Below are 19,565 nucleotides of genomic sequence, written 5' to 3'. Positions count from 1 at the left end.
ACCCACACCATGGATACCGCCCGCTGGCAGCAATTGTCGTCCTGGCTGGACCAGCTGCTGGAGCTGGCACCCGCCGCCCGCCAGCTGCGCCTGCAGCGCGTGAGCGCGCAGGACCCGACGCTGGGCCGCGAACTGGAACGCCTGCTGCAGCAGGAAGCTGACAGCCACGAGTTCATGGCCCAGCCCTTGTGGACCGCTACGCCGCCAGGCCGCGCCGGAAGCGAGGTCGGGCCGTATCGGCTGCTGCATCCGCTCGGCGAAGGCGGCATGGGCGAGGTCTGGCTGGCCGAGCGCTGCGATGGCCTGTACCAGCGCCAGGTCGCGCTGAAGCTGCTGCGCAGTGGCGTGGCCGATCCCGGCCTGCGCCAGCGCTTCGGCCGCGAGCGGCAGATCCTGGCCCGCCTGCAGCACCCGCACCTGGCACAGCTGCTGGACGCCGGGGTGGACCAGCACGGGCAGCCCTACCTGGCGCTGGACTACGTGGAAGGCGAGCCGATCAGCGACTACTGCCGGCGCCTGCAACCGCCGCTGGAAACGCGTCTGCAGCTGATGCTGCAGGTCTGCGCGGTGGTCAGCCATGCGCATGCGAACCTGGTGGTGCACCGCGACCTGAAGCCCTCCAACATCCTGGTACGCGCCGACGGCACGGTGAAACTGCTCGACTTCGGCATCGCCAAGCTGCTCGACCACGACGATCCGAACGCGGCCCATCCGGCTACCGAAATCCGCGCGTTCACCCTGCACTACGCCGCGCCGGAGCAGGTGCGTGGCGAGGCGGTGACGACCCTGACCGATGTCTATTCGCTGGGCGTGGTGCTGTTCGAGGTGGTCACCGGGCACAAGCCCTATCGCCTGCGCCGGCACAGCGATGCGGAATGGGAGCGCTCGATCCTGGATGTGCAGGCACCGCGTGCCTCGGCGCTGCTGCAACGGCTGGCCGCCGAGCCGGGGGCACCGAGACGGGCGCTGCTGCGGCAGGCCAAGCGACTGCGTGGCGATCTGGACGTGCTGCTGGAAAAGGCCCTGCAGAAAGACCCGCAGCAGCGCTACAGCTCGGCCGAAGCACTGGCCGGCGACCTGCGCCGCTACCTGCAGGGGCAGCCGATCCAGGCGCGTCCGCCGGGCATGGGTTACCGGGTGCGAAAGTACGTGGGCCGCCATCGCTGGGGCGTGGCGCTGGCCGGGCTGGCCGCGCTGGCCCTGCTGGGGACCACGTCCTTCGCCCTGTGGCAGTTGCGCCAGGCGCGGGCGGAAATGGCGCGTGCGCAGGCCATGCAGGATTTCACCGTTGGCCTGTTCGACAAGGCGGCCAGCCAGCGCCACGGCCATTTCGACGTGCCGCAGCTGCTGGCCACCGGCCAGCAACGGGGCGAAGCCGAACTGGCTGACCAGCCGCTGGCGCTGGCCGAGCTGCAAGGGGTGATCGGCCGCCTGCGCATCGGCCTGGGCGACTACCAGCTGGCGCTGCAGACCCTGGACCAGCAGCGCCAGCTGCTGCAGGAGGTGGGCGAGGTGCCGCCGGCGCTGCAGATCGAGGCGGTGACCCAGCGGGGGCGCGCACTGCGCATGCTCGGTCGCGGACGCGAGTGCCTGGCGCACCTGCAGCCACTGCAACCGCTTGCGGCCAGCCAAGCGGCGGCATTGCCGGCGGCGGTGGCCGAGTTCCACAGCCAGCTCGGGCGGTGCCAGGCCCAGCTGGGTGACGCCGATGCGGCGCGGCGTTCGTTCCAGCAGGCGCTGGCGCTGCGCCACCAGGGGATGGTCGAGCGCTTCGGGCGTGCTGAATCACTGGCCGATCTGGCCGCCCTGGACGCCACCGCCGGACGCCTGCCGGCCGCGCTGGCGGGGTACCGGCAGGCGCTGGCCCTGCTCGGCCAACGCGCCGACGCCAGCAGCCCGCAGGTGATCAGCCTGCATCGCCAGCTGGGCGATGTGCTGGCCCGGCAGGGCGACACGCAGGCGGCAGCGGCCGAGCTGGAGCTGGCCTGGCAGGCGGCACAGGAGGCATGGGGACCGCGCCACCCGGAGGCACTGGTGGTTCGCCGCGCACGCGCGCTGTTGGCCCTGCAGCGTGGCCAGCACGCGCTGGCCGGCCAGGAAYTGCGGCAGGTGCAGGCACAGCTGCTCGGCGCTCTGGGCCCGGACCATCGCGAGATCGGCTACGGCGAGTTCGCCCTGGGGAAATGGGCCAGCGCCAGCGGCGACCCCTCGGCGGCGGCAGCGCACTATGCCCGCGCGGTGGCGATCTGGCGCCAACCGGATCACGTCGCCCTGCTGCCGCAGGCGCTGCTGGCACAGGGGCAGGTCCTGCAGCAGGCCGGCCAGATCGCGCAGGCCCGCACCGTGCTGGCCGAGGCACGACAGCTGCTGCTGGCCCAGCGCGGTCCGCAGGCACCGGCCCTGCACGAGCTTGATGCCCGCCTTGCGGCATTGGCACAGGCTGAACAGGGTATCGAGTCCACCGCTGCCCGTTAACGTTTGTCTGCCTATGATGGCCGACCTTCCCTTTGCTCCCGCGCCTGCATGCAACGACGCGACTTCATCCGCAATGCCTCCCTGGCCCTGGCCGCCTTCGGCCTGCCGTCACTGCCGGCCTGCGCGGCCAGCAAGAGTGGCCAGCTTGGGCTGCGCCGGCTTGGCCAGCCGCAGCCGTTCGATTTCGCCACCCTGAAGGGCCAGGCGCGCGCGCTGGCACAGGCGCCCTACCAGAGCCACAAGCGGGTGCTGCCGGGCAAGCTGGAGGCGCTGGACTGGGATCAGTACCAGTCGATCGGCTATCGCCAGGACCACGCCCTGTGGGCCGACCAGCCGGGTAAGTTCCAGGCCAAGTTCTTCCACCTGGGTCTGTACTTCCATTCGCCCGTGCGCATGTACGACGTGGTCGACGGCAAGGCGCAGGAACTGGCCTATGACGGCGCCGCGTTCAACTACGGCAAGAGCGGGTTGAAGAATGGTGAGCTGCCGGCCGACCTCGGCTTTGCCGGGTTCCGGCTGAACACGCGCAAGGACACCGACCGCGATTTCGCCGCGTTCCTGGGTGCCAGCTACTTCCGCGCAGTGGGCAAGGAAGGCCAGTACGGCCAGTCCGCGCGTGGCCTGGCCATCGACACCGGCATGGGCAAGCCGGAGGAATTCCCAGACTTCATCGCCTATTACCTGGAACAGCCTGCGGCCGACTCGGACACCATCATCGTCTATGCGCTGCTGGATTCGCCCAGCGTGGCCGGTGCCTACCGCTTCGCCGTCACCAACGGCGATGTGCTGCTGATGGACATCGACAGCGCGTTGTACCCGCGCAAAACCATCGAGCGGCTGGGCATCGCCCCGTGCACCAGCATGTACCAGGTAGGCGAGAACGACCGCCGCATGGGCTGGGACTGGCGCCCGGAGATCCACGATACCGACGGCCTGTCGCTGTGGACCGGCGCTGGTGAATGGATCTGGCGGCCGCTGGTCAACCCGCGCAACCTGCGCTTCAACATGTTCGTCGACCGCAACCCGCGTGGCTTCGGCCTGCTGCAGCGTGACCGCAACTTCGACCATTACCAGGACGACGGCGTGTTCTACGAGAAGCGTCCGTGCCTGTGGGTGGAGCCGAAGGGCGAATGGGGCGAGGGTTCGGTGCAGCTGGTGGAGATTCCCACCGTCGATGAAACCTTCGACAACATCGTGGCCTTCTGGAACCCGAAGGAAAAGCCGCAGCCGGGCCAGGAACTGCTGGTCGGCTACCGGCTGTACTGGGGCGCGCAGCCGCCGGCGCATACGCCGCTGGCCCATTGCGTTGCCAGCCGCACCGGCCTGGGCGGGGTGATCGGCAAGAAGCGCGAGTACTTCTCGTGGCGCTTTGCGGTCGACTTCGAAGGCGGCGAACTGGCCAGCCTGATCGACAAGGCCGACGTCGAAGCCGTTGTCGAAACCAGCCGTGGCCGGGTGGAGATCGTCTCGGCGCGGCCGCTGCGCGAGATCAAGGGCTACCGCGCGATGTTCGACCTGGTGCCGCCGGAGGGCAGCAGCGAGCAGATCGACATCCGCCTGTACCTGCGCAGTGGCGGCAAGACCCTCACCGAAACCTGGCTGTACCAGTACACCCCGCCGCCGGCTGGTGCGCCGGAGCGCACGCTGTACTGAAGCAGAGCGGTGCCGGCCAAGCGCCGGCACCCTTGATTCAGGGCTTGCTGTCGGTCGCGTGCGACTGGGTCGGCACGCCCACTTCCACCGTGCCACGGCGGATCTTCATCCAGGTTTCGTCCTGCCAGCGCTCGTACTGCTTCGGATCCCAGTACTTGGGGTCATACAGGCGGTCGGCCTTGATCGTGCGGGATATGCCGCCGTCCATGTACACGATGTCCACGTTGTTGGACATCGAGCCTACGCGGCTGCCGGTCATCTCGCGTCGTCCCTTCCTCAACACTTCGGCCATGCGTGGGCGCGCGACCTCATCGCCATACTCTGCACGCAGCGCGCTCGCCTGCGCCCGCGCGGCGTCGTGCTGTTCCAGCGGCAGGGTCGCCCAGTACTCGTTGCGCAGGTCCACGAACAGCGGGTAGCCGCGCTCGGCTGCCACTTCCATCCACGCATAGGCCATGACCGGATTGCGCGGCTGTTCAACGCCGTACCAGTACATCTCGCCCAGGTAGCCCTGCGCGGGTTTGTCGGCATAGCGTGCGGCCAGCCGGAAGTTGTCCATCGCGCCATTGACGTCGTTGCGGCGCAGGGCGTTGACGCCCCACTGCCGGTACATCATGTCCGGATGGCTGTCCATGAAACCGGCGCCGATCACGGCCGCGTCCTCTTCACCGGACGGGCGCTCGGCCGCAGTGGCGAACAGGGGCAGGAACAACACGGAAAGCAACAACAGGGCGGGGCGCATGACGGACATCCAGTTCGGCAGCAGGTAGTGCCGCAGCCTAGGCCCGACCACGCGGCCTTGTAAACCGCAGGACGTCATGGCCCGTGAAGGGCCATGCCCTACAACGGCAGCGGTGCCTGCGCCGGATCGATCCGCCCCTCGCCACGGGTGATCTTCTTGAACTCGGCGCGGCTGACCGACACGTAGCGCTCGTTGCCGCCGATCTCCACCTGCGGGCCGTCCTGCACGGCATGGCCATGTTCGTCCACGCGCACGGTCATGGTCGCCTTCTTGCCACTGTGGCAGATCGTCTTGATCTCCTGCATCTCGTCGGCCCAGGCCAGCAGGTACTGGCTGCCCTCGAACAGCTCGCCGCGGAAATCGGTGCGCAGGCCGTAGCACAGCACCGGGATGCGCAGCTGGTCGACCACTTCGCTGAGCTGCCAGACCTGGCTGCGGCTGAGGAACTGCGCCTCGTCCACCAGCACGCAGCCCAGCGGCCCGTTGGCCTGCAGATCCTGGCTGACCCACTGCTGCAGGTCGGTGTCGCGTTCGAAGGCCATGCCGTCGGCGCGCAGGCCGATCCGCGAGGCGACCACGCCCGCGCCGGCACGGTCGTCCAGGCGTGGGGTCAGGATCGCCACGCGCATGCCGCGCTCGCGGTAGTTGTGCGCGCTCTGCAGCAGGGTGGTGGTCTTGCCGGCGTTCATCGCCGAATAGTAGAAATAGAGCTTGGCCATCGGCCGATTGTACGACGCCACCCGGCGCCGGCCGAAGCCGTTCAGCAAGCCCACCGGCCGGCGGCTGTGGCCGCCACCAACGCCCGCTACAATCGCACCCCAATGCACGGTCTCAATCCCCCCCAAGCTGCCGCCGTCCTCCACATCGAAGGACCGCTGCTGGTGCTCGCCGGCGCCGGCAGCGGCAAGACGCGCGTGATCGTGGAAAAGATCGCCCACCTGATCGGCTGTGGCCGCTACCCGGCCAAGCGCATCGCCGCGATCACCTTCACCAACAAGTCGGCCAAGGAAATGCGCGAGCGCGTGGCCAAGCGCCTGTGCGAGCAGGATGCCGATGAAGTGACCATCTGCACCTTCCATGCGCTGGGCCTGAAGTTCCTGCAGATCGAGCATGCCGCCGTCGGGCTCAAGCGCGGTTTCTCGATCTTCGATGCCGATGACGCGGCCGCGCAGATCAAGGACCTGATGTACGGCGCCAAGCCGGACGACATCGAGGACATGAAGAACCTGGTGTCGCGCGCCAAGAACGCCGGCCTGTCGCCGGAGCAGGCGATGGCCGCTGCGCGCAGYAACCGCGAGAAGGAGGCGGCCGGCATCTACGAGCGCTACCAGTTGCGCCTGAGCGCGTTCAATGCAGTGGACTTCGACGACCTGATCCGGTTGCCGGTGCAGATCCTGGAAGAGAACCCGGAGATCGCGCTGGCCTGGCGCGAGCGCATCGGCTACCTGCTGGTCGACGAATGCCAGGACACCAACGATGCGCAGTACCGCCTGCTCAAGCAGCTGGCCGGTGACAAGGGCAACTTCACCTGCGTGGGCGAYGACGACCAGTCGATCTACGCCTGGCGCGGTGCCAACCCGGAAAACCTGCAGCAGATGGGGCGCGATTACCCGGCGCTGGAAATCATCAAGCTGGAGCAGAACTACCGGTGTTCCAACCGCGTGCTGCGCGCGGCCAACGCGCTGATCGCCAACAATCCGCACGAACACCTGAAGAAGCTGTGGAGCGACCAGGCCGACGGCGAGCGCATCCGTGTGTGGGAGTGCCGCAACAGCGAACACGAGGCCGAGAAGGTCGCCGCCGAGATCGCGTTCGTAGCGCAGACGCGCAACGTGCCGTGGAGCGATTTCTGCATCCTGTTCCGCGGCAACTTCCAGTCGCGGCCGCTGGAAAAGGCCATGCAGCTGCTGCGCATCCCCTACCACCTGACCGGCGGCACCATGTTCCTGGAGCGCCAGGAAGTGAAGGACACGCTGGCCTGGCTGCGGCTGCTGGTGAACCCGGACGACGACACCGCGTTCCTGCGTGCGGTGCAGTCGCCCAAGCGCGAGGTCGGCGCCGGCACCCTGGCCAAGCTGGCCGAACTGGCCTCGGAAAAGGACATGCCGATGGCGCAGGCCGCCGAGGCGATCGGCGCGCTGCAGCAGCTGCCACCGCGCGCGGCCAACAGCCTGGCGCGCTTCACCGACATCCTGCGTGACCTGCGCGCGCAGACGCGGCAGATCAGCTCCGGCGACATGATCCTCAAGGTCGCCAAGGAATCGGGCCTGCTCAGCGAGCTGCGGCAGCAGGCCAAGGAAGAAGCCAGCTACCAGCGTCGCGCCAACAACATCGAAGAACTGGCGCAGTGGTTCGAGGGTGGCCCGCGTGGTGCCACCGCGGCCGATCTGGCCGGCCAGCTGGCGCTGTTGTCGCGCAGCGACAAGGACGAGGGCGGCAACCAGGTGCGGATGATGACCATGCACGCCTCCAAGGGCCTGGAATTCCCCTATGTGTTCATCGTCGGCTGCGAGGATGGCGTACTGCCGCACCAGGTCAGCCTGGACGAGGGCAATCTGCAGGAAGAGCGGCGCCTGCTGTATGTGGGCATCACCCGCGCCAAGATCCAGCTGTGGATGAGCTACAGCAAGCTGACCCGCAAGTTCGGCGAGCATGTGCGGCTGAAGCCGAGCCGCTTCTTCGAGGAGATCCCGGCCGAGGAGATCCAGCGCGATGGCGCTGATCCGGTTGCGGATGCGGCGCGGAAGAAGGAGCGGGCGACGGCGGGGTTGGCGGCGATCGAGGCGTTGTTCGACTGATCGGCGAACGGCGCAGCCCCTCGTGGCTGGCGCTCAACGCAGTGGGTTCGTGGTTGGCCGGGTAGAGGGACTGCGCAGGGGACGCTGCAAGTACGTCCCTGTAAGCTCGGTCGCCGCATCCATGCGGCTCACGCCCCTGCGCAGCCCCTCTACCCGGCCTTGGACGGTTTCCTGGCGCGTCAGCCACGGAAAGAAAAAAAGAAAACCAAAGGCAACGGCAACCGCGGGGGCTGAGGCACAATCGGGGTCTCTGGCTGGAGACCTGTCCGTGCACCCGATTGAAAGCGAACGCCTGCGCCTGCGGGCCATTGAACCGGACCGCGATGCGGCACCGATGCTGGCCCTGCTCAACGATCCGGGCTTCGTGCGATTCATTGGTGACCGCAACGTGCGTGACGAAGCGCAGGCGCGCGAGTACATCGCCCTGCGTGTGCTGCAGAGTTATGCGTTGAATGGCTTCGGCATGTATGCGATCGAGCGGCTGTCCGATGGTGCGTGGCTGGGCAATGCCGGGCTGGTGCGCCGCGAGGGGTTGCCGGCACCGGATATCGGCTACGCGGTGCTGTCCGCATACGCGGGGCAGGGCTATGCCAGCGAGGCGGCACGGGCGGTGTTCAATCACGCGCGCACGGCGCTGGGCCTGATGGATCTCTACGGCATCACCGATCTGGACAACGTCGCCTCGGCGAAGGTGCTGCTGGGCCTGGGCATGCACGAGCGCGGGGTCATCCAGCTGCCGGGCGTGCCGGCCGCTGGCCGGCAACCAGGCCATGCCTGGATGCCGGCCAGCGACCGGCACTACCGGGTGCAGCTGCGATGGCGCCGGGCCATGCCCGGCGGGCTGTTTCAGCCGCGCAGCCCGGCCAGTTGGGCCTGCAGCTCGGCCACTGCCGCTTCCAGCTGCGCCACGCGCTCGGCCAGGCCGGGGTCGGCCGGCTCGGCGCCGCCGCCACTGCTGGCGTACTTCGCTGCCAATGCCGCGCCGTCCACTTCACCGCACAGCAGGTGCATGTAGCGGTCTTCGCGCTGGCCGCTGGCGCGCGGCAGCACCACCAGCAGGGCACGTTGCTGCAGGCGCTCGATGGCGTGGCGGGCTTCGTCGGCATCGGCGAAGCGGTGCAGGCGCTCGGCGCGGGTGACCAGTTCGCCCAGGGTCTGCGGCCCGCGCAGCAGCAGCAGGGCCAGCAGCACGGTCTGCTGCCGGGTCAGGTCCAGCGCGCTCTGCAGGCGGTGCTCGTAACGGTCGGCGCGCGAGGAGAAGTGCTGGCGCGCCAGGCCCAGGGTCTCCAGCTGGCGCAGCGCATGCTCCACGCTGCCGGCGCTCACGTTCATCACCGGCTCACGGGCGGTCTTCTGGTTGGCCGCCGATTGCGCGGCGTTGACGGTCAGCGGGTAGGTGTCCGGGGTGGTGGCTTCCTTCTCCACCAGGCAGCCCAGCAGGCGCGCCTGTACGGCATCCAGCAGCGGAACGTCGGGGGTCTGGGCAGGGTCGGTCATGGCGGCTTCCGGAAGACAACGTGTCAACCGCCAAGCATAGCCGTCCCGGCGGCGCCTTTGCCGGTAAAATGGGCCGGTATATCTGATTGCCGGTGAATCCATGCGTCGTCCCGTTTCCCTGTCCCTGACCCTGCTCGCCACCGCGGTGCTGGGCCTGTCCGCCTGCAAGCGCGTGGAAGCGCCTGCCGAAGCCGCCACCCCGCAAGCCCCGGCCGCCGCCGCCAAGGCCGACGGCGCGCTCGACGCGACCGCCAACGACAACCTCAATGCCGTGCTGTGGATGCAGCGCGCGCAGGAATACAGGGCGATCACCGAGCAGACCTACCGCGCCGCCGCCGACCATCTGGACGTTGCGCTGAAGGAAGCCCACTGGGACGCGCTGGTACCGGAAGAGCGCGGCAACGAGGCCAAGGGCCTGAAGCCGGCCGTGGTGCTGGACGTGGATGAGACCGTGCTGGACAACTCGCCTTACCAGGCGCGCCTGGTGCGTGACGGCAAGGAATACGACGAACTCAGCTGGGACCAGTGGGTGGCCGAAAAGAAGGCCAAGGCCATTCCTGGCGTGGTCGATTTCGCCAAGGCTGCCAATGCCAAGGGCGTGACCCTGCTGTACATCTCCAACCGCGCCGTGCACCTGAAGGACGCGACCCTGGCCAACCTGCGCGAGCAGGGCCTGCCGGTGGCCGATGACAGCGTGTTCCTCGGTCTGGGCACCGTGGTTGAAGGGTGCGAGCAGGCCGGCAGCGAGAAGAACTGCCGCCGCCGCCTGGCCGGGCAGAAGTACCGCGTGCTGATGCAGTTCGGCGACCAGCTGGGTGACTTCGTGGAAGTGACCGCCAACACCAACGATGGCCGCGACGCGCTGCTGCAGCAGTATCACGACTGGTTCGGCGAGCGCTGGTGGATGCTGCCGAACCCGACCTACGGCGGCTTCGAGCCGGCGCAGTTCAACAACGATTACGCGCAGTCGCGGCAGGCCCGTCATGACGCCAAGCGTGCCGCGCTGGACTACGCGCCGTGAGCCGCGCCCCGCTGCCGCTGCGTGACGACGAACGCCTGATCTTCGCGCTGGACGTGCCTGACCGTGTGCAGGCGCTGGCGTGGGTCGACCGCCTTGGCGACAGCGTGGCGTTCTACAAGATCGGCATGGAACTGCTCGCCTCCGGTGAGTACTTCCAGGTGCTGGACGAATTGGCACGCCGCGACAAGCGCGTGTTCGTCGACCTGAAGTTCTTCGACATCCTGGCCACCGCCGCGGCAGTGATCAAGCGCCTGGCGCAGTGGCCGGTCAGCTACGCGACCATCCACGGCTGGCACCCGGCGATGATGGAGGCCTGCGCGGCCGCCAACAGCGGCGACATGCGCCTGCTGGCGGTGACCGTGCTGACCTCGATGGGCCGCCCGGACCTGGCGCAGATGGGCATCGACCGCGAGCCGGTGGAGGTCGTGGTCGAACGCGCGCTGGCCGCACAGGCCGCTGGCATCGACGGCGTGATCGCCTCTGGCCAGGAAGCCGGCCCGATCCGCGCCGCGACCGGCGCCGGTTTCTCGATCGTCTGCCCGGGCATCCGCCCCGGTGGCCCGGTCGGCGATGACCAGAAGCGCACGGTGGGTGTGGCGCAGGCGTTTGCCGATGGTGCCGATGCCATCGTGGTCGGTCGTCCGATCCGCCATGCGTCCGATCCGCAGGCTGCAGCACGGGCGATCCAGCAGGAAATCGCGACGGCTTTGGCCGCGCGCTGAGCCCCGCCCCGACGGCGGTCACGCCGGCACCACGAACGCCATCCCGTCGAATGCGGGATGGCGTTCGCATTTGTGCCTGTTGCCCTGACGCACCCGACCCCAGCCGGGAAAACTGTGCGCCGCATCGCGCTGTAAGCGTGGAGCGCCCTCTATCAATCGATGCACCAGCACGGACCGCGGCCGTGCCGGTACCAACCATCGACAGAGGAATACACGGATATGTATCGCAGCACCTCTTTGTTGTTCGGCGGCCTGTTGGCGGCGGCCATCGTCTTTCCCGCCACGGCTGCACCCCAACCCCGCGAAGCACCGCGCATCATCGGCGGCGAGGATGCCAAGCCGGGCGACTACCCGTTCATGGTCAGCCTGCAGGGCATCTCCTACGGCGACACCGACCACACCCGGCACTTCTGCGGCGGCACGCTCATCTCACCGTCCTGGGTGCTGACCGCCGCGCACTGCGTGCAGGGCAATTCGCCCGCCTCGATCGCGGTACTGGGCAATGTCACCAGGCTGTCCACCGAACCGTCCGCGCATGCATCCAACGTCAAGGCCATCCACGTGCACCCGGCGTTCAACAGCGGCAACACGCTGGAACATGATGTTGCCCTGATCCAGCTCAGCGCACCGTTGGCCGATGCGCAGCCGGTCACGCTGCGGTTGCGGCCCGATGCCAGCTATCTCAAGCCAGGCCGGGAGTTCACGGTGATCGGCTGGGGCGACACCGACATCAGTGAAGAACGGCTCTATCCCACCCAGCTGCAGACGGTGCAGACCCCGTTCGTGCCCTTCGCCGAATGCCAGCAGGCCTACGGAGGCGAGCTCGCACGCGGCAAGGTCATCTGCGCCGGCCGCGAAGGGATCGACAGCTGCCAGGGTGACTCCGGTGGTCCGCTGCTGCTGCGCCTGCGCGAGGGCTGGACCCAGTTCGGTGTTGTCAGCTGGGGCGAAGGCTGCGCGTTGGCCGGCTACCCCGGCGTTTATGCCCGAATCGCCGAAAAACATGCCGTAGATTTCATTGAAGCAGTCTGGCAACGCGATTGATCCAGTAAAATCAATGGGTTGAATGACATTTCATCATGTGTTGCGTTAACTTTGCGGGCAGCGTAGGATCGCCGCCATCCGGTCTTCGGGCCGGACATGCGCCACAACACTGTCCACCGGCCTTGCGCCGGTTTGAAGAGCCTGCGATCCCTGTGGTCCGGGCTCTTTTTTTATCCGCCGGGTGCGGCAAGGGCCCATCGGCGCGGGGCGTGGATCCACCGCGCAGTGCGCGCCATGGCAGAAACCGTGACGCCCCGGCTTGCCGCTGTCACGTCGCAGGCCGCAAGATGCGGACCGGTCCGGGGAGTCCGATTGCATGAGCGTGGTAATGCGAGGAAGGTCTGCGCGGGGATGGGGGCTGGCGGCCATGCTGCTGCTGGCCATCGCCGCGTGCCGTGAATCCGGCAGTGATCCGGCCGCCGCGCCGGCTGAACCTGTCGCTGCGGTACAGGCGATGGCGCAACGGCTGGCCGAGGACGACCTGGTCGGCTATGCAAAGCTGTCGGTGCCCCCCAGCCAGTACCAGCGCCTGCAGCAGGCCTGGGCCGACGGCCACAGCCAGTGGCCGCTGACCGGACTGCCGCTGGGCGACCAGCTGCTGCCGATGCTGGCGGCGCTGCGTGAGCCCGGCGCCAGCGTGCAGCTGCAGCGCAGTTTCGATCGCCAGCTGGCCGGCCAGGCCCGTGCCGTGCGCCAGGCCGCGCAGTCGATGGGCAACTTCGGTGTGCAGTACCTGCGGCACCAGAAGGGCTATACGCCCGGCCAGCAGGCGCACTACATCCAGCTGGTGCAGACCCTGGCCGCCTGGGCGCAGGATGCCCCGATCAGCGACCGCGCCAGAGCCCGCAGCAGCATCGCCGCCCTCGTCGGCGCCGCCGCCCAGGTGGGTTTCCAGGACGATGCCGGTCTGCAGGCCGCAGGCATGGAAGGCAGCCTGCAGCAGCTGGCGCCGTTCATCCACACGCTGAAGGCGGTGCTGGCCAGCTATGGCCTGGGTGTGGACGAGGCGCTGCGCAGCGTGCGCGGTGAGCTGCTGTCGGTGGAGGGCGACAATGCCCTGGTGCGCCTGCAGTACGAGCTCGCCGGCCGCGCGATGACCGTGCAGGTGCCGCTGAGCCGGCGCGAGGGTCACTGGTACCTGACCCGTACCCTGGCCGATACCGATGCCCTGTTGCGGCAGGCCGATGCGGCGCGCGCCGCCGCCGCTCCGGACCCTGTGCCCGCCCCGACAACCGATGGGGAAGCGGCAACGCCATCGGCTAAGCCATAATGACGTCGATGTCGAAACAGAACCCGCTGCCGTTCCCCGGCGAAGAATCCCAGCCGACGCCCGCCGACACGGCGCCGGCGTCCCCCTCGACCGACGCCGGCACGCCGCCGGCGGCGACGCCTGTGCACGCGCGTCCTGCCGGCCGCCGCCCGCTGTGGGCGCGCCTGCTCGGGCGCCTGGTGGAACCCTGGCTGTCGCTGAAGATCGAGCCGGAAGACCCGGGCCAGTACAACGATGGCCGCCCGGTCATGTACGTGCTGGAAGACTACGGCCTGTCCAACGCGCTGATCCTGGACAAGGCCTGCCGCCAGGCTGGCCTGCCCTCGCCGCTGGTACCGTTGGCCGGTGACCCCACCGGCCGCAAGCGCGCCTACCTGGCCCTGTCGCGGCGCAGTTCGAGCAACTCGCTGATTCCCGAGCAGCGCGGCGCCAAGACCCATTCCGATTCGCTGGCCAAGGTCCTGCAGGCCCATCGCGTGCGCGACGACCTGGATGTGCACTTGGTGCCGGTGTCGATCTTCGTCGGCCGCGCCCCGGACAAGCAGAGCGGCTGGTTCGCCGTGCTGTTCTCGGAAAACTGGGCGCTGGTCGGCCGCTTCCGCCGCCTGCTCGGCCTGCTGCTGAACGGCCGCAACACCATCGTCCGCTTCGCACCGCCGATCTCGCTGCGCAGCACGGTCGACGAGGGCCTGGAGCCCGAGCGTACGGTGCGCAAGCTGCAGCGCGTGCTGCGTACCCATTTCCGCCGCATCCGCGAGTCGGTGATCGGTCCTGACCTGTCGACCCGGCGCCTGCTGGTGGACCAGGTGCTGGCCGCCGAGACGGTGCGCGAGGCGATCGCCTCGCAGGCCAAGCGCGACAACAGCAAAACCAGCGATGCCTGGAAGAAGGCGCACGCCTACGCCTGGGAAATCGCCGCGGACTATTCCAGCCCGGTGGTGCGCTCGGCCAGCTTCATGCTCAGCCATGTGTGGAACCGCATCTACGCCGGCGTGCTGGTGCACCACCTGGACAAGTTCAAGGCCGCAGCGCCGGGCCACGAAGTGGTCTACGTGCCCAGCCACCGCAGCCACATGGACTACCTGCTGCTGTCCTACCTGCTGTACGACCGCGGCATCGTGCCGCCGCACATCGTGGCCGGCATCAACCTGAACCTGCCGGTGGTGGGCACCCTGCTGCGCAAGGGCGGTGCGTTCTTCATCCGTCGCTCGATCCGCGGCAACGCGCTGTATTCGGCGGTGCTGAGCGAGTACGTGGCGCAGCTGGTCGCCGGTGGCTATTCCATCGAGTACTTCGTCGAGGGCGGGCGCTCGCGTACCGGCCGGTTGCTGCAGCCCAAGGGCGGCATGATCTCGATGACCCTGCGTGCGTTCCTGCGCCAGCCGCGCAAGCCGGTGCTGTTCCAGCCCATCTACATCGGCTACGAGAAGCTGATGGAAGGCGGCAGCTACCTGGATGAACTGTCCGGGCGGCCCAAGGAGAAGGAATCGATCTGGCAGCTGCTGTGGGGCATCCCCAAGGTGCTCAAGCAGAACTACGGCCAGGTGGTGGTGAACTTCGGCGAACCCATCGCGCTGAACGATGTGCTGGCCGAGAAGGCTCCGGAGTGGGGTGGCGAGGCGGTGTCCGAGGACGAGAAGCCCTCGTGGCTGTCGACCACCGTCGATACCCTGGCCGAGCGCATCCAGGTGCGCATCAACGGCGCGGCCGACGTCAATCCGATCAACCTGCTGGCGCTGGCGCTGCTGTCCACGCCCAAGCATGCGATGGGCGAGGCCGACCTGATCGCGCAGATCGAGCTGTGCAAGACCCTGCTGGTGGAGATGCCGTATTCGGGCCGGGTGACGGTGACCCCGCACTCGCCGGAGCGGATCATCGCCCACGCCGAAGAAATCAACGTCCTCACCCGCATCAAGCACCCGCTGGGCGACGTGCTCAGCGTCAGCGGTGATACCGCGGTGTTGCTGAGCTACTTCCGCAACAACGTGGTGCACCTGTTCACCGCATCGTCGTGGGTGGCCTGCTGCTTCCAGAACAACCGCCGCATGAGCCGCACCGGCCTGGTGCAGCTGGGCCGCACGGTGTACCCGTTCCTGCAGGCCGAACTGTTCCTGCCGTGGACCGAGGACGAGTTCGCCCAGCGCATCGACCAGACCATCGACGTGTTCGTGCGTGAGGGCCTGCTGCAGAACGTCAACGAAGACGACGGCGGCATCCTTGCCCGCAACACCGGGCAGACCGACGAAGTGTTCCGCCTGCGCGCGATCGGTCACTCGCTGCAGCAGGCATTCGAGCGCTACTACATCGCCATTTCGGTGCTGGTGAAGAACGGCCCGGGCACGCTCGGCGCCGCCGAGCTGGAAAGCCTGTGCCAGCAGGCCGCACAGCGCCTGAGCCTGCTCTATGCACCGGCCGCGCCGGAGTTCTTCGACAAGTCGCTGTTCCGCGGCTTCATCCAGAAGCTGCGCGAGCTGCGCCTGGTGTGGCCGGACGAGAACAGCAAGCTGCTGTTCGACGAGCGCCTGGACGCCTGGGCCAAGGATGCCAAGTTCATCCTCGGCCGCGAACTGCGCCACACCATCGAACGGGTCAGCCCGGAAGCGGCGCGCCCGGACGAACCGGCACCGCAGGATTGAACCTGCGGCGCCTGTCGGGCCTGGCCGCGTTGATCGCGGCCGGAGGCCTTGCGGCTACTTCGGCGCAGGCTGCAGAAGCCTGCGTGGACGACAACCTGCCCGGGCGCCTGGCCGATGCGCCGGTGCGCCTGTGTATCGAGGCCGGGCAACCGGTGCGCTACCGCTTGTGGTTGGCCGGCGAGGTGCGCATCAGCGGTGATGAATCCGCCGCTCGCCAGGGTCTTGCCGGTGACTGGTACGGGCACCCGCTGGGTCTGCGCTGTTCCGGTGCCGACAACGTGCGCCGCTGCGACCTGACCGTGGACGGTGAGGCGGCCTGGAGTGCGGAGCTGGCGCTGCCGCGTTGATGCAGGGCCCCATCCACGCATGGCGTGGATCCATAGGCTGCCGCTGTGCCATCGGCGTTCGGGGCGGCGTAGGCCAGTAGATCCACGCCATGCGTGGATGGGCCACCGGTTACGCCGGTTCGTCCGGAATCTGCAGGCTTTCCAGCTTGGTGATGCAGTCCTTCAGCTGCAGCTTGCGCCGCTTCAGGCGCTTGAACTCCAGCTCATCTTCGCCGTTGGCGGCCATGCGCGCGATCTGTTCATCCAGCGACCGGTGCTCGGCGCGCAGGGCGACGAGGTGTTCGACGATTTCGGCGGGGTTGTAGGTGTCCACGGTCTCCGAGCATACACAGCGACGATGACTGCCGGGAGAGGGGAATCCCGACCCCGGGTCCGGGCTGCCACAAGCCGGTAGAATGGCGCCATGTCCGCCGTGATCTCCCTGCCCGATCCCCCGCAGCGCGTTCCGCGCGATCCGCGCGTGGACGGGCTCGGGGCGGACAAGCTGGGCAAGCGCCTGCGCCGCCAGGTCGGCCAGGCCATCGCCGACTTCGGCATGATCGAAGCGGGCGACAAGGTCATGGTCTGCCTGTCCGGCGGCAAGGACAGCTACACCCTGCTGGACCTGCTGCTGCAGCTGCAGAAAAAGGCGCCGGTGCCGTTCGAACTGGTGGCGGTGAACCTGGACCAGAAACAGCCGGGTTTCCCCGCGCACGTCCTGCCGGAGTACCTGGCCGGGCTGGGCGTGCCGTACCAGATCATCGAGCAGGACACGTATTCAGTGGTCAGCCGGGTCATCCCGGAAGGCCGCACGATGTGTTCGCTGTGCTCGCGCCTGCGCCGTGGCGCCCTGTACAACCACGCCAAGGCGCATGGCTTCAGCAAGATCGCACTGGGCCACCATTGCGATGATGTGGTGGCCACGTTCTTCCTGAACCTGTTCCACCACGCCAAGCTGGCCGCCATGCCACCGAAGCTGCTCAGCGACGATGGCCAGCACGTGGTGATCCGCCCGCTGGCGTACGTGCGCGAGCACGACATCGCGCAGTACGCGCAGGCGCGCCGTTTCCCGATCATTCCCTGCACCCTGTGTGGCAGCCAGGAAAACCTGCAGCGTCGGCAGGTCGGCCTGATGCTCAAGCAGTGGGACCAGGACCATCCGGGGCGCATTGAACAGATTGCACGTGCAATGGCCGACGTGCGACCTGCGCAGCTGGCCGATGCCGCCCTGTTCGATTTCATGTCCCTGGGCCGCCGTGGCGATGCGGCGCATGCCGATGCCTGGCCGGCCGACGCAGTTCCCGAGACGCCTGCCGTTTAAGGTCGGGCGCCCTTCTTCTTCAGACACCGGAATTCCATGTTCTTTCGCAACCTGACGTTCTTCCGCTTCCCGACTGCCACTGATTTTTCCGARGTCGATACCCTGCTGCCGCACGCCCTGCTCAAGCCGGTGGGCGCACTGGAAATGAACTCGCGTGGTTTCATCTCGCCATTCGGCCGCGAAGAGAAGGAAGTGCTCTCGCACCGCATTGCCGAACACCTGTGGCTGACCGTCGGTGGCGAGGACAAGATCCTGCCGGGCGCGGTGGTCAACGACCTGCTCGAGCGCAAGCTGGAGGAGATCGAAGAGAAGGAAGGCCGCCGCCCCGGTGGCCGCGAGCGCAAGCGCATGAAGGACGACCTGCTGCATGAACTGCTGCCGCGCGCCTTCGTGAAGTCCTCGCGCAACGATGCCTTCATCGACCAGCTGCACGGCTATGTGGCGGTGGACACCTCCAGCCGCAAGACCGGCGAATACTTCATGTCCGACATCCGCGGCCTGCTTGGCAGCTTCCCGGCGATGCCGCTGAACGCCGAAGTCGCGCCGCGTTCGATCCTGACCGGCTGGATCGCCGGCGAGCCCCTGCCCACCGGCTTCAGCCTGGGCGAGGAGTGCGAGATGAAGGACCCGGTGGAAGGCGGCGCGGTGGTCAAGTGCCAGCATCAGGAACTGCGCTGCGACGAGATCGACAAGCACCTGGATGCCGGCAAGCAGGTCACCAAGCTGGCCCTGGTGTTCGAGGACAACCTGTCCTTCGTGCTGGGCGACGACCTGATCGTGCGCAAGCTGAAGTTCCTGGACGGCGCGCTGGACCAGCTGGAACATGCCGACGAAGACGGCCGCCGTGCCGAGTTCGACGCCCGCTTCGCCCTGCAGAGTGCGGAGATCCGTCGCCTGTTCCTGCTGCTTGAAGAAGCCTTCAAGCTCAGCAAGGCTGACTGAACAGGCAGGCCGTCGGCCGCCGGTCATCCGGCGGCCTCGCACGGCGCTATGCTGGGACCATGAGCCGTCTGCTGCGCCGCCTGATCTCGCCGGTCCCACCCGCCACCGTGCAGCGCGATACCGTTCGCCTGCGCCTGGAGGATGTCGAGATCGAGATACTGCGCGTGCGTGATCCACGCGCGCGCCGGATCAAGCTCAGCGTCGATGAGCGCGGCGCACGACTGACGTTGCCGCCGCGTGCCAGCCTGGTGATGGGCGAGCGCTTCCTCGAACTGCATCGCGAATGGCTGGGGCTGCAGCTGCGCCACTACCAGGGGCATGGTCTGCCCGCCGCGTTGCAGCCCGGCGTTGAAGGGGTGCTGCCGCTGCGCGGCGAGTTGTTGCCGCTGCGCTGGCAGGAAGGCCGCTACGCACGGCTGGAAATCGACGAACACGGTGCCTGTGTGCAGTGGCCGAGCCGTGGCGGCGATGCGACCCTGCGCCGCCTGCTGCGCGAATTCTATGAAGCACAGACCCGCGCCGATGTCGGCCGCTGGTTGCCGAAGTACCTGCCCGGCCTGCCGCGCGCGCCCAGCCGCCTGCGGTTGAAGGTGATGTCCTCGCAATGGGGCTCGCTGGCCCCCGACGGCAGCATGGCGCTGGACCTGGCACTGGTACTGGGCCGTCCCGCCGCCTTCGAGTACGTGCTGGTGCACGAACTCTGCCACCTGATCCAGGCCAACCACTCGCCCGCGTTCTGGCACGAAGTGGAACAACGCTTCCCCGACTGGCGCGAGCAGCGCGACTATTTCCAGCTGGAAGGGCGACGCCTGAAAGCGATGCTCCGGCAACTGCTGTAGCGCCTGCGCTACAGCAGTTGCCCACGCATTCCTCCTCTACCCCCGCCTTCGGCGCGCCCCTTCAACAGAAGGGGCTCCACTCCATAGAGCCGGCGGCGCAGTCGAGCAAAATCGGCTCTACTGAAGCGCGCACAGCGCGCGACCCGCTTTGCTCCTGCTCTTCCTTTTCTCTTCCGTGGTCAGCACGGAAACCATCCGTGGCCGGGCGGGGTGGGTTGCGCAGGGGCGTGAGCCGCATGGATGCGGCGACCGAGCTTACATGGACGTACTTGCAGCAGC

General features: G+C 67.9%; 16 protein-coding genes and 1 pseudogene. 13 read left to right on the top strand and 4 right to left on the bottom strand.

Features of this window, described 5'->3' with window-relative positions:
- The first annotated feature begins 9 nt into the window (after positions 1–9).
- Both AC1DJN_RS05065 and AC1DJN_RS05060 read left to right on the top strand, forming a co-directional pair.
- Positions 10–2,475: a serine/threonine-protein kinase gene (locus AC1DJN_RS05065; RefSeq protein WP_051585162.1), complete on the top strand. Its 2,466-nt coding sequence runs from the start codon at positions 10–12 to the stop codon at positions 2,473–2,475.
- 48 nt (positions 2,476–2,523) lie between these two features.
- Positions 2,524–4,128 (top strand): OpgD/OpgG family glucan biosynthesis protein, encoded by a 1,605-nt coding sequence (locus AC1DJN_RS05060; protein WP_032978429.1) that lies wholly within the window; start codon positions 2,524–2,526, stop codon positions 4,126–4,128.
- Positions 4,129–4,165: 37 nt separating this feature from the next.
- Here the strand turns inward: AC1DJN_RS05060 and AC1DJN_RS05055 are convergent, their stop codons facing one another.
- Positions 4,166–4,870 (bottom strand): SEL1-like repeat protein, encoded by a 705-nt coding sequence (locus tag AC1DJN_RS05055; protein ID WP_032978425.1) that lies wholly within the window; start codon positions 4,868–4,870, stop codon positions 4,166–4,168.
- A 98-nt stretch (positions 4,871–4,968) separates the two neighbouring features.
- Positions 4,969–5,589, bottom strand: coding sequence for a thymidine kinase (locus tag AC1DJN_RS05050; protein WP_025875442.1), 621 nt, complete (start codon positions 5,587–5,589; stop codon positions 4,969–4,971).
- 102 nt (positions 5,590–5,691) lie between these two features.
- Here AC1DJN_RS05050 and AC1DJN_RS05045 point away from each other — a divergent pair, with 102 nt between their 5' ends.
- On the top strand, positions 5,692–7,668 hold the full coding sequence (locus tag AC1DJN_RS05045) for a UvrD-helicase domain-containing protein (RefSeq protein WP_478038941.1): 1,977 nt from the start codon (positions 5,692–5,694) through the stop codon (positions 7,666–7,668).
- Between the two features lie 268 nt (positions 7,669–7,936).
- Positions 7,937–8,428, top strand: a pseudogene (locus tag AC1DJN_RS05040) (GNAT family N-acetyltransferase); the annotation flags it as partial.
- 86 nt (positions 8,429–8,514) lie between these two features.
- Here the strand turns inward: AC1DJN_RS05040 and AC1DJN_RS05035 are convergent.
- Positions 8,515–9,165, bottom strand: coding sequence for a YceH family protein (locus AC1DJN_RS05035; protein ID WP_025875434.1), 651 nt, complete (start codon positions 9,163–9,165; stop codon positions 8,515–8,517).
- Positions 9,166–9,265: 100 nt separating this feature from the next.
- On the opposite strand from AC1DJN_RS05035, the gene AC1DJN_RS05030 reads away from it, so the two are divergent.
- The 6 genes from AC1DJN_RS05030 (at position 9,266) to AC1DJN_RS05005 (ending at position 16,205) form a co-directional block, all read left to right on the top strand.
- Positions 9,266–10,186, top strand: coding sequence for a 5'-nucleotidase, lipoprotein e(P4) family (locus tag AC1DJN_RS05030; protein ID WP_025875432.1), 921 nt, complete (start codon positions 9,266–9,268; stop codon positions 10,184–10,186).
- Positions 10,183–10,908 (top strand): orotidine-5'-phosphate decarboxylase, encoded by a 726-nt coding sequence (gene pyrF / locus AC1DJN_RS05025; protein ID WP_478038940.1) that lies wholly within the window; start codon positions 10,183–10,185, stop codon positions 10,906–10,908. Before AC1DJN_RS05030 ends, pyrF begins: the two co-directional genes overlap by 4 nt.
- A 219-nt stretch (positions 10,909–11,127) precedes the next feature.
- Complete coding sequence (locus AC1DJN_RS05020; RefSeq protein WP_032978418.1) at positions 11,128–11,952, top strand: S1 family peptidase; 825 nt, start codon at positions 11,128–11,130, stop codon at positions 11,950–11,952.
- Positions 11,953–12,268: 316 nt separating this feature from the next.
- Complete coding sequence (locus tag AC1DJN_RS05015; RefSeq protein ID WP_025875426.1) at positions 12,269–13,222, top strand: hypothetical protein; 954 nt, start codon at positions 12,269–12,271, stop codon at positions 13,220–13,222.
- The gene (gene plsB, locus AC1DJN_RS05010; RefSeq protein ID WP_025875424.1) at positions 13,222–15,858 is read left to right on the top strand and encodes a glycerol-3-phosphate 1-O-acyltransferase PlsB; all 2,637 of its coding nucleotides are present in this window, start codon (positions 13,222–13,224) and stop codon (positions 15,856–15,858) included. The genes AC1DJN_RS05015 and plsB overlap by 1 nt, the downstream gene beginning before the upstream one ends.
- Complete coding sequence (locus tag AC1DJN_RS05005) at positions 15,855–16,205, top strand: hypothetical protein (protein ID WP_032978415.1); 351 nt, start codon at positions 15,855–15,857, stop codon at positions 16,203–16,205. Before plsB ends, AC1DJN_RS05005 begins: the two co-directional genes overlap by 4 nt.
- Before the next feature lie 109 nt (positions 16,206–16,314).
- Here the strand turns inward: AC1DJN_RS05005 and AC1DJN_RS05000 are convergent, their stop codons facing one another.
- The gene (locus tag AC1DJN_RS05000; RefSeq protein WP_032978412.1) at positions 16,315–16,518 is read right to left on the bottom strand and encodes a YdcH family protein; all 204 of its coding nucleotides are present in this window, start codon (positions 16,516–16,518) and stop codon (positions 16,315–16,317) included.
- 90 nt (positions 16,519–16,608) lie between these two features.
- Here AC1DJN_RS05000 and ttcA point away from each other — a divergent pair, with 90 nt between their 5' ends.
- Genes ttcA through AC1DJN_RS04985 form a run of 3 tightly spaced genes read left to right on the top strand, consistent with a single transcriptional unit; the run spans position 16,609 to position 19,286 of the window.
- Positions 16,609–17,505 carry a tRNA 2-thiocytidine(32) synthetase TtcA gene (gene ttcA, locus AC1DJN_RS04995; protein ID WP_032978410.1) on the top strand — a complete coding sequence of 299 codons (897 nt, stop codon included), beginning with the start codon at positions 16,609–16,611 and terminating at the stop codon, positions 17,503–17,505.
- Between the two features lie 36 nt (positions 17,506–17,541).
- Positions 17,542–18,447, top strand: coding sequence for a recombination-associated protein RdgC (locus AC1DJN_RS04990; RefSeq protein WP_025875418.1), 906 nt, complete (start codon positions 17,542–17,544; stop codon positions 18,445–18,447).
- A gap of 59 nt (positions 18,448–18,506) precedes the next feature.
- Positions 18,507–19,286: a M48 family metallopeptidase gene (locus tag AC1DJN_RS04985; RefSeq protein WP_025875417.1), complete on the top strand. Its 780-nt coding sequence runs from the start codon at positions 18,507–18,509 to the stop codon at positions 19,284–19,286.
- The last annotated feature ends 279 nt before the right edge of the window (positions 19,287–19,565 follow it).

The sequence above is a fragment of the Stenotrophomonas sp. 05L414_2 genome, from assembly GCF_056397905.1.
The sequence above is the reverse complement of the archived record's forward strand: the minus strand, read 5'-3'. Positions and strand labels throughout refer to the sequence as shown.

Excerpts from the sequence above, each read along its gene's own strand:
- AC1DJN_RS05060 (WP_032978429.1), top strand. The coding sequence starts at position 2,524 with ATGCAACGACGCGACTTCATCCGCAATGCCTCCCTGGCCCTGGCCGCC.
- AC1DJN_RS05055 (WP_032978425.1), bottom strand. The coding sequence starts at position 4,870 with ATGCGCCCCGCCCTGTTGTTGCTTTCCGTGTTGTTCCTGCCCCTGTTC.
- AC1DJN_RS05050 (WP_025875442.1), bottom strand. The coding sequence starts at position 5,589 with ATGGCCAAGCTCTATTTCTACTATTCGGCGATGAACGCCGGCAAGACC.
- AC1DJN_RS05035 (WP_025875434.1), bottom strand. The coding sequence starts at position 9,165 with ATGACCGACCCTGCCCAGACCCCCGACGTTCCGCTGCTGGATGCCGTA.
- AC1DJN_RS05030 (WP_025875432.1), top strand. The coding sequence starts at position 9,266 with ATGCGTCGTCCCGTTTCCCTGTCCCTGACCCTGCTCGCCACCGCGGTG.
- AC1DJN_RS05020 (WP_032978418.1), top strand. The coding sequence starts at position 11,128 with ATGTATCGCAGCACCTCTTTGTTGTTCGGCGGCCTGTTGGCGGCGGCC.
- AC1DJN_RS05015 (WP_025875426.1), top strand. The coding sequence starts at position 12,269 with ATGAGCGTGGTAATGCGAGGAAGGTCTGCGCGGGGATGGGGGCTGGCG.
- plsB (WP_025875424.1), top strand. The coding sequence starts at position 13,222 with ATGACGTCGATGTCGAAACAGAACCCGCTGCCGTTCCCCGGCGAAGAA.
- ttcA (WP_032978410.1), top strand. The coding sequence starts at position 16,609 with ATGTCCGCCGTGATCTCCCTGCCCGATCCCCCGCAGCGCGTTCCGCGC.
- AC1DJN_RS04985 (WP_025875417.1), top strand. The coding sequence starts at position 18,507 with ATGAGCCGTCTGCTGCGCCGCCTGATCTCGCCGGTCCCACCCGCCACC.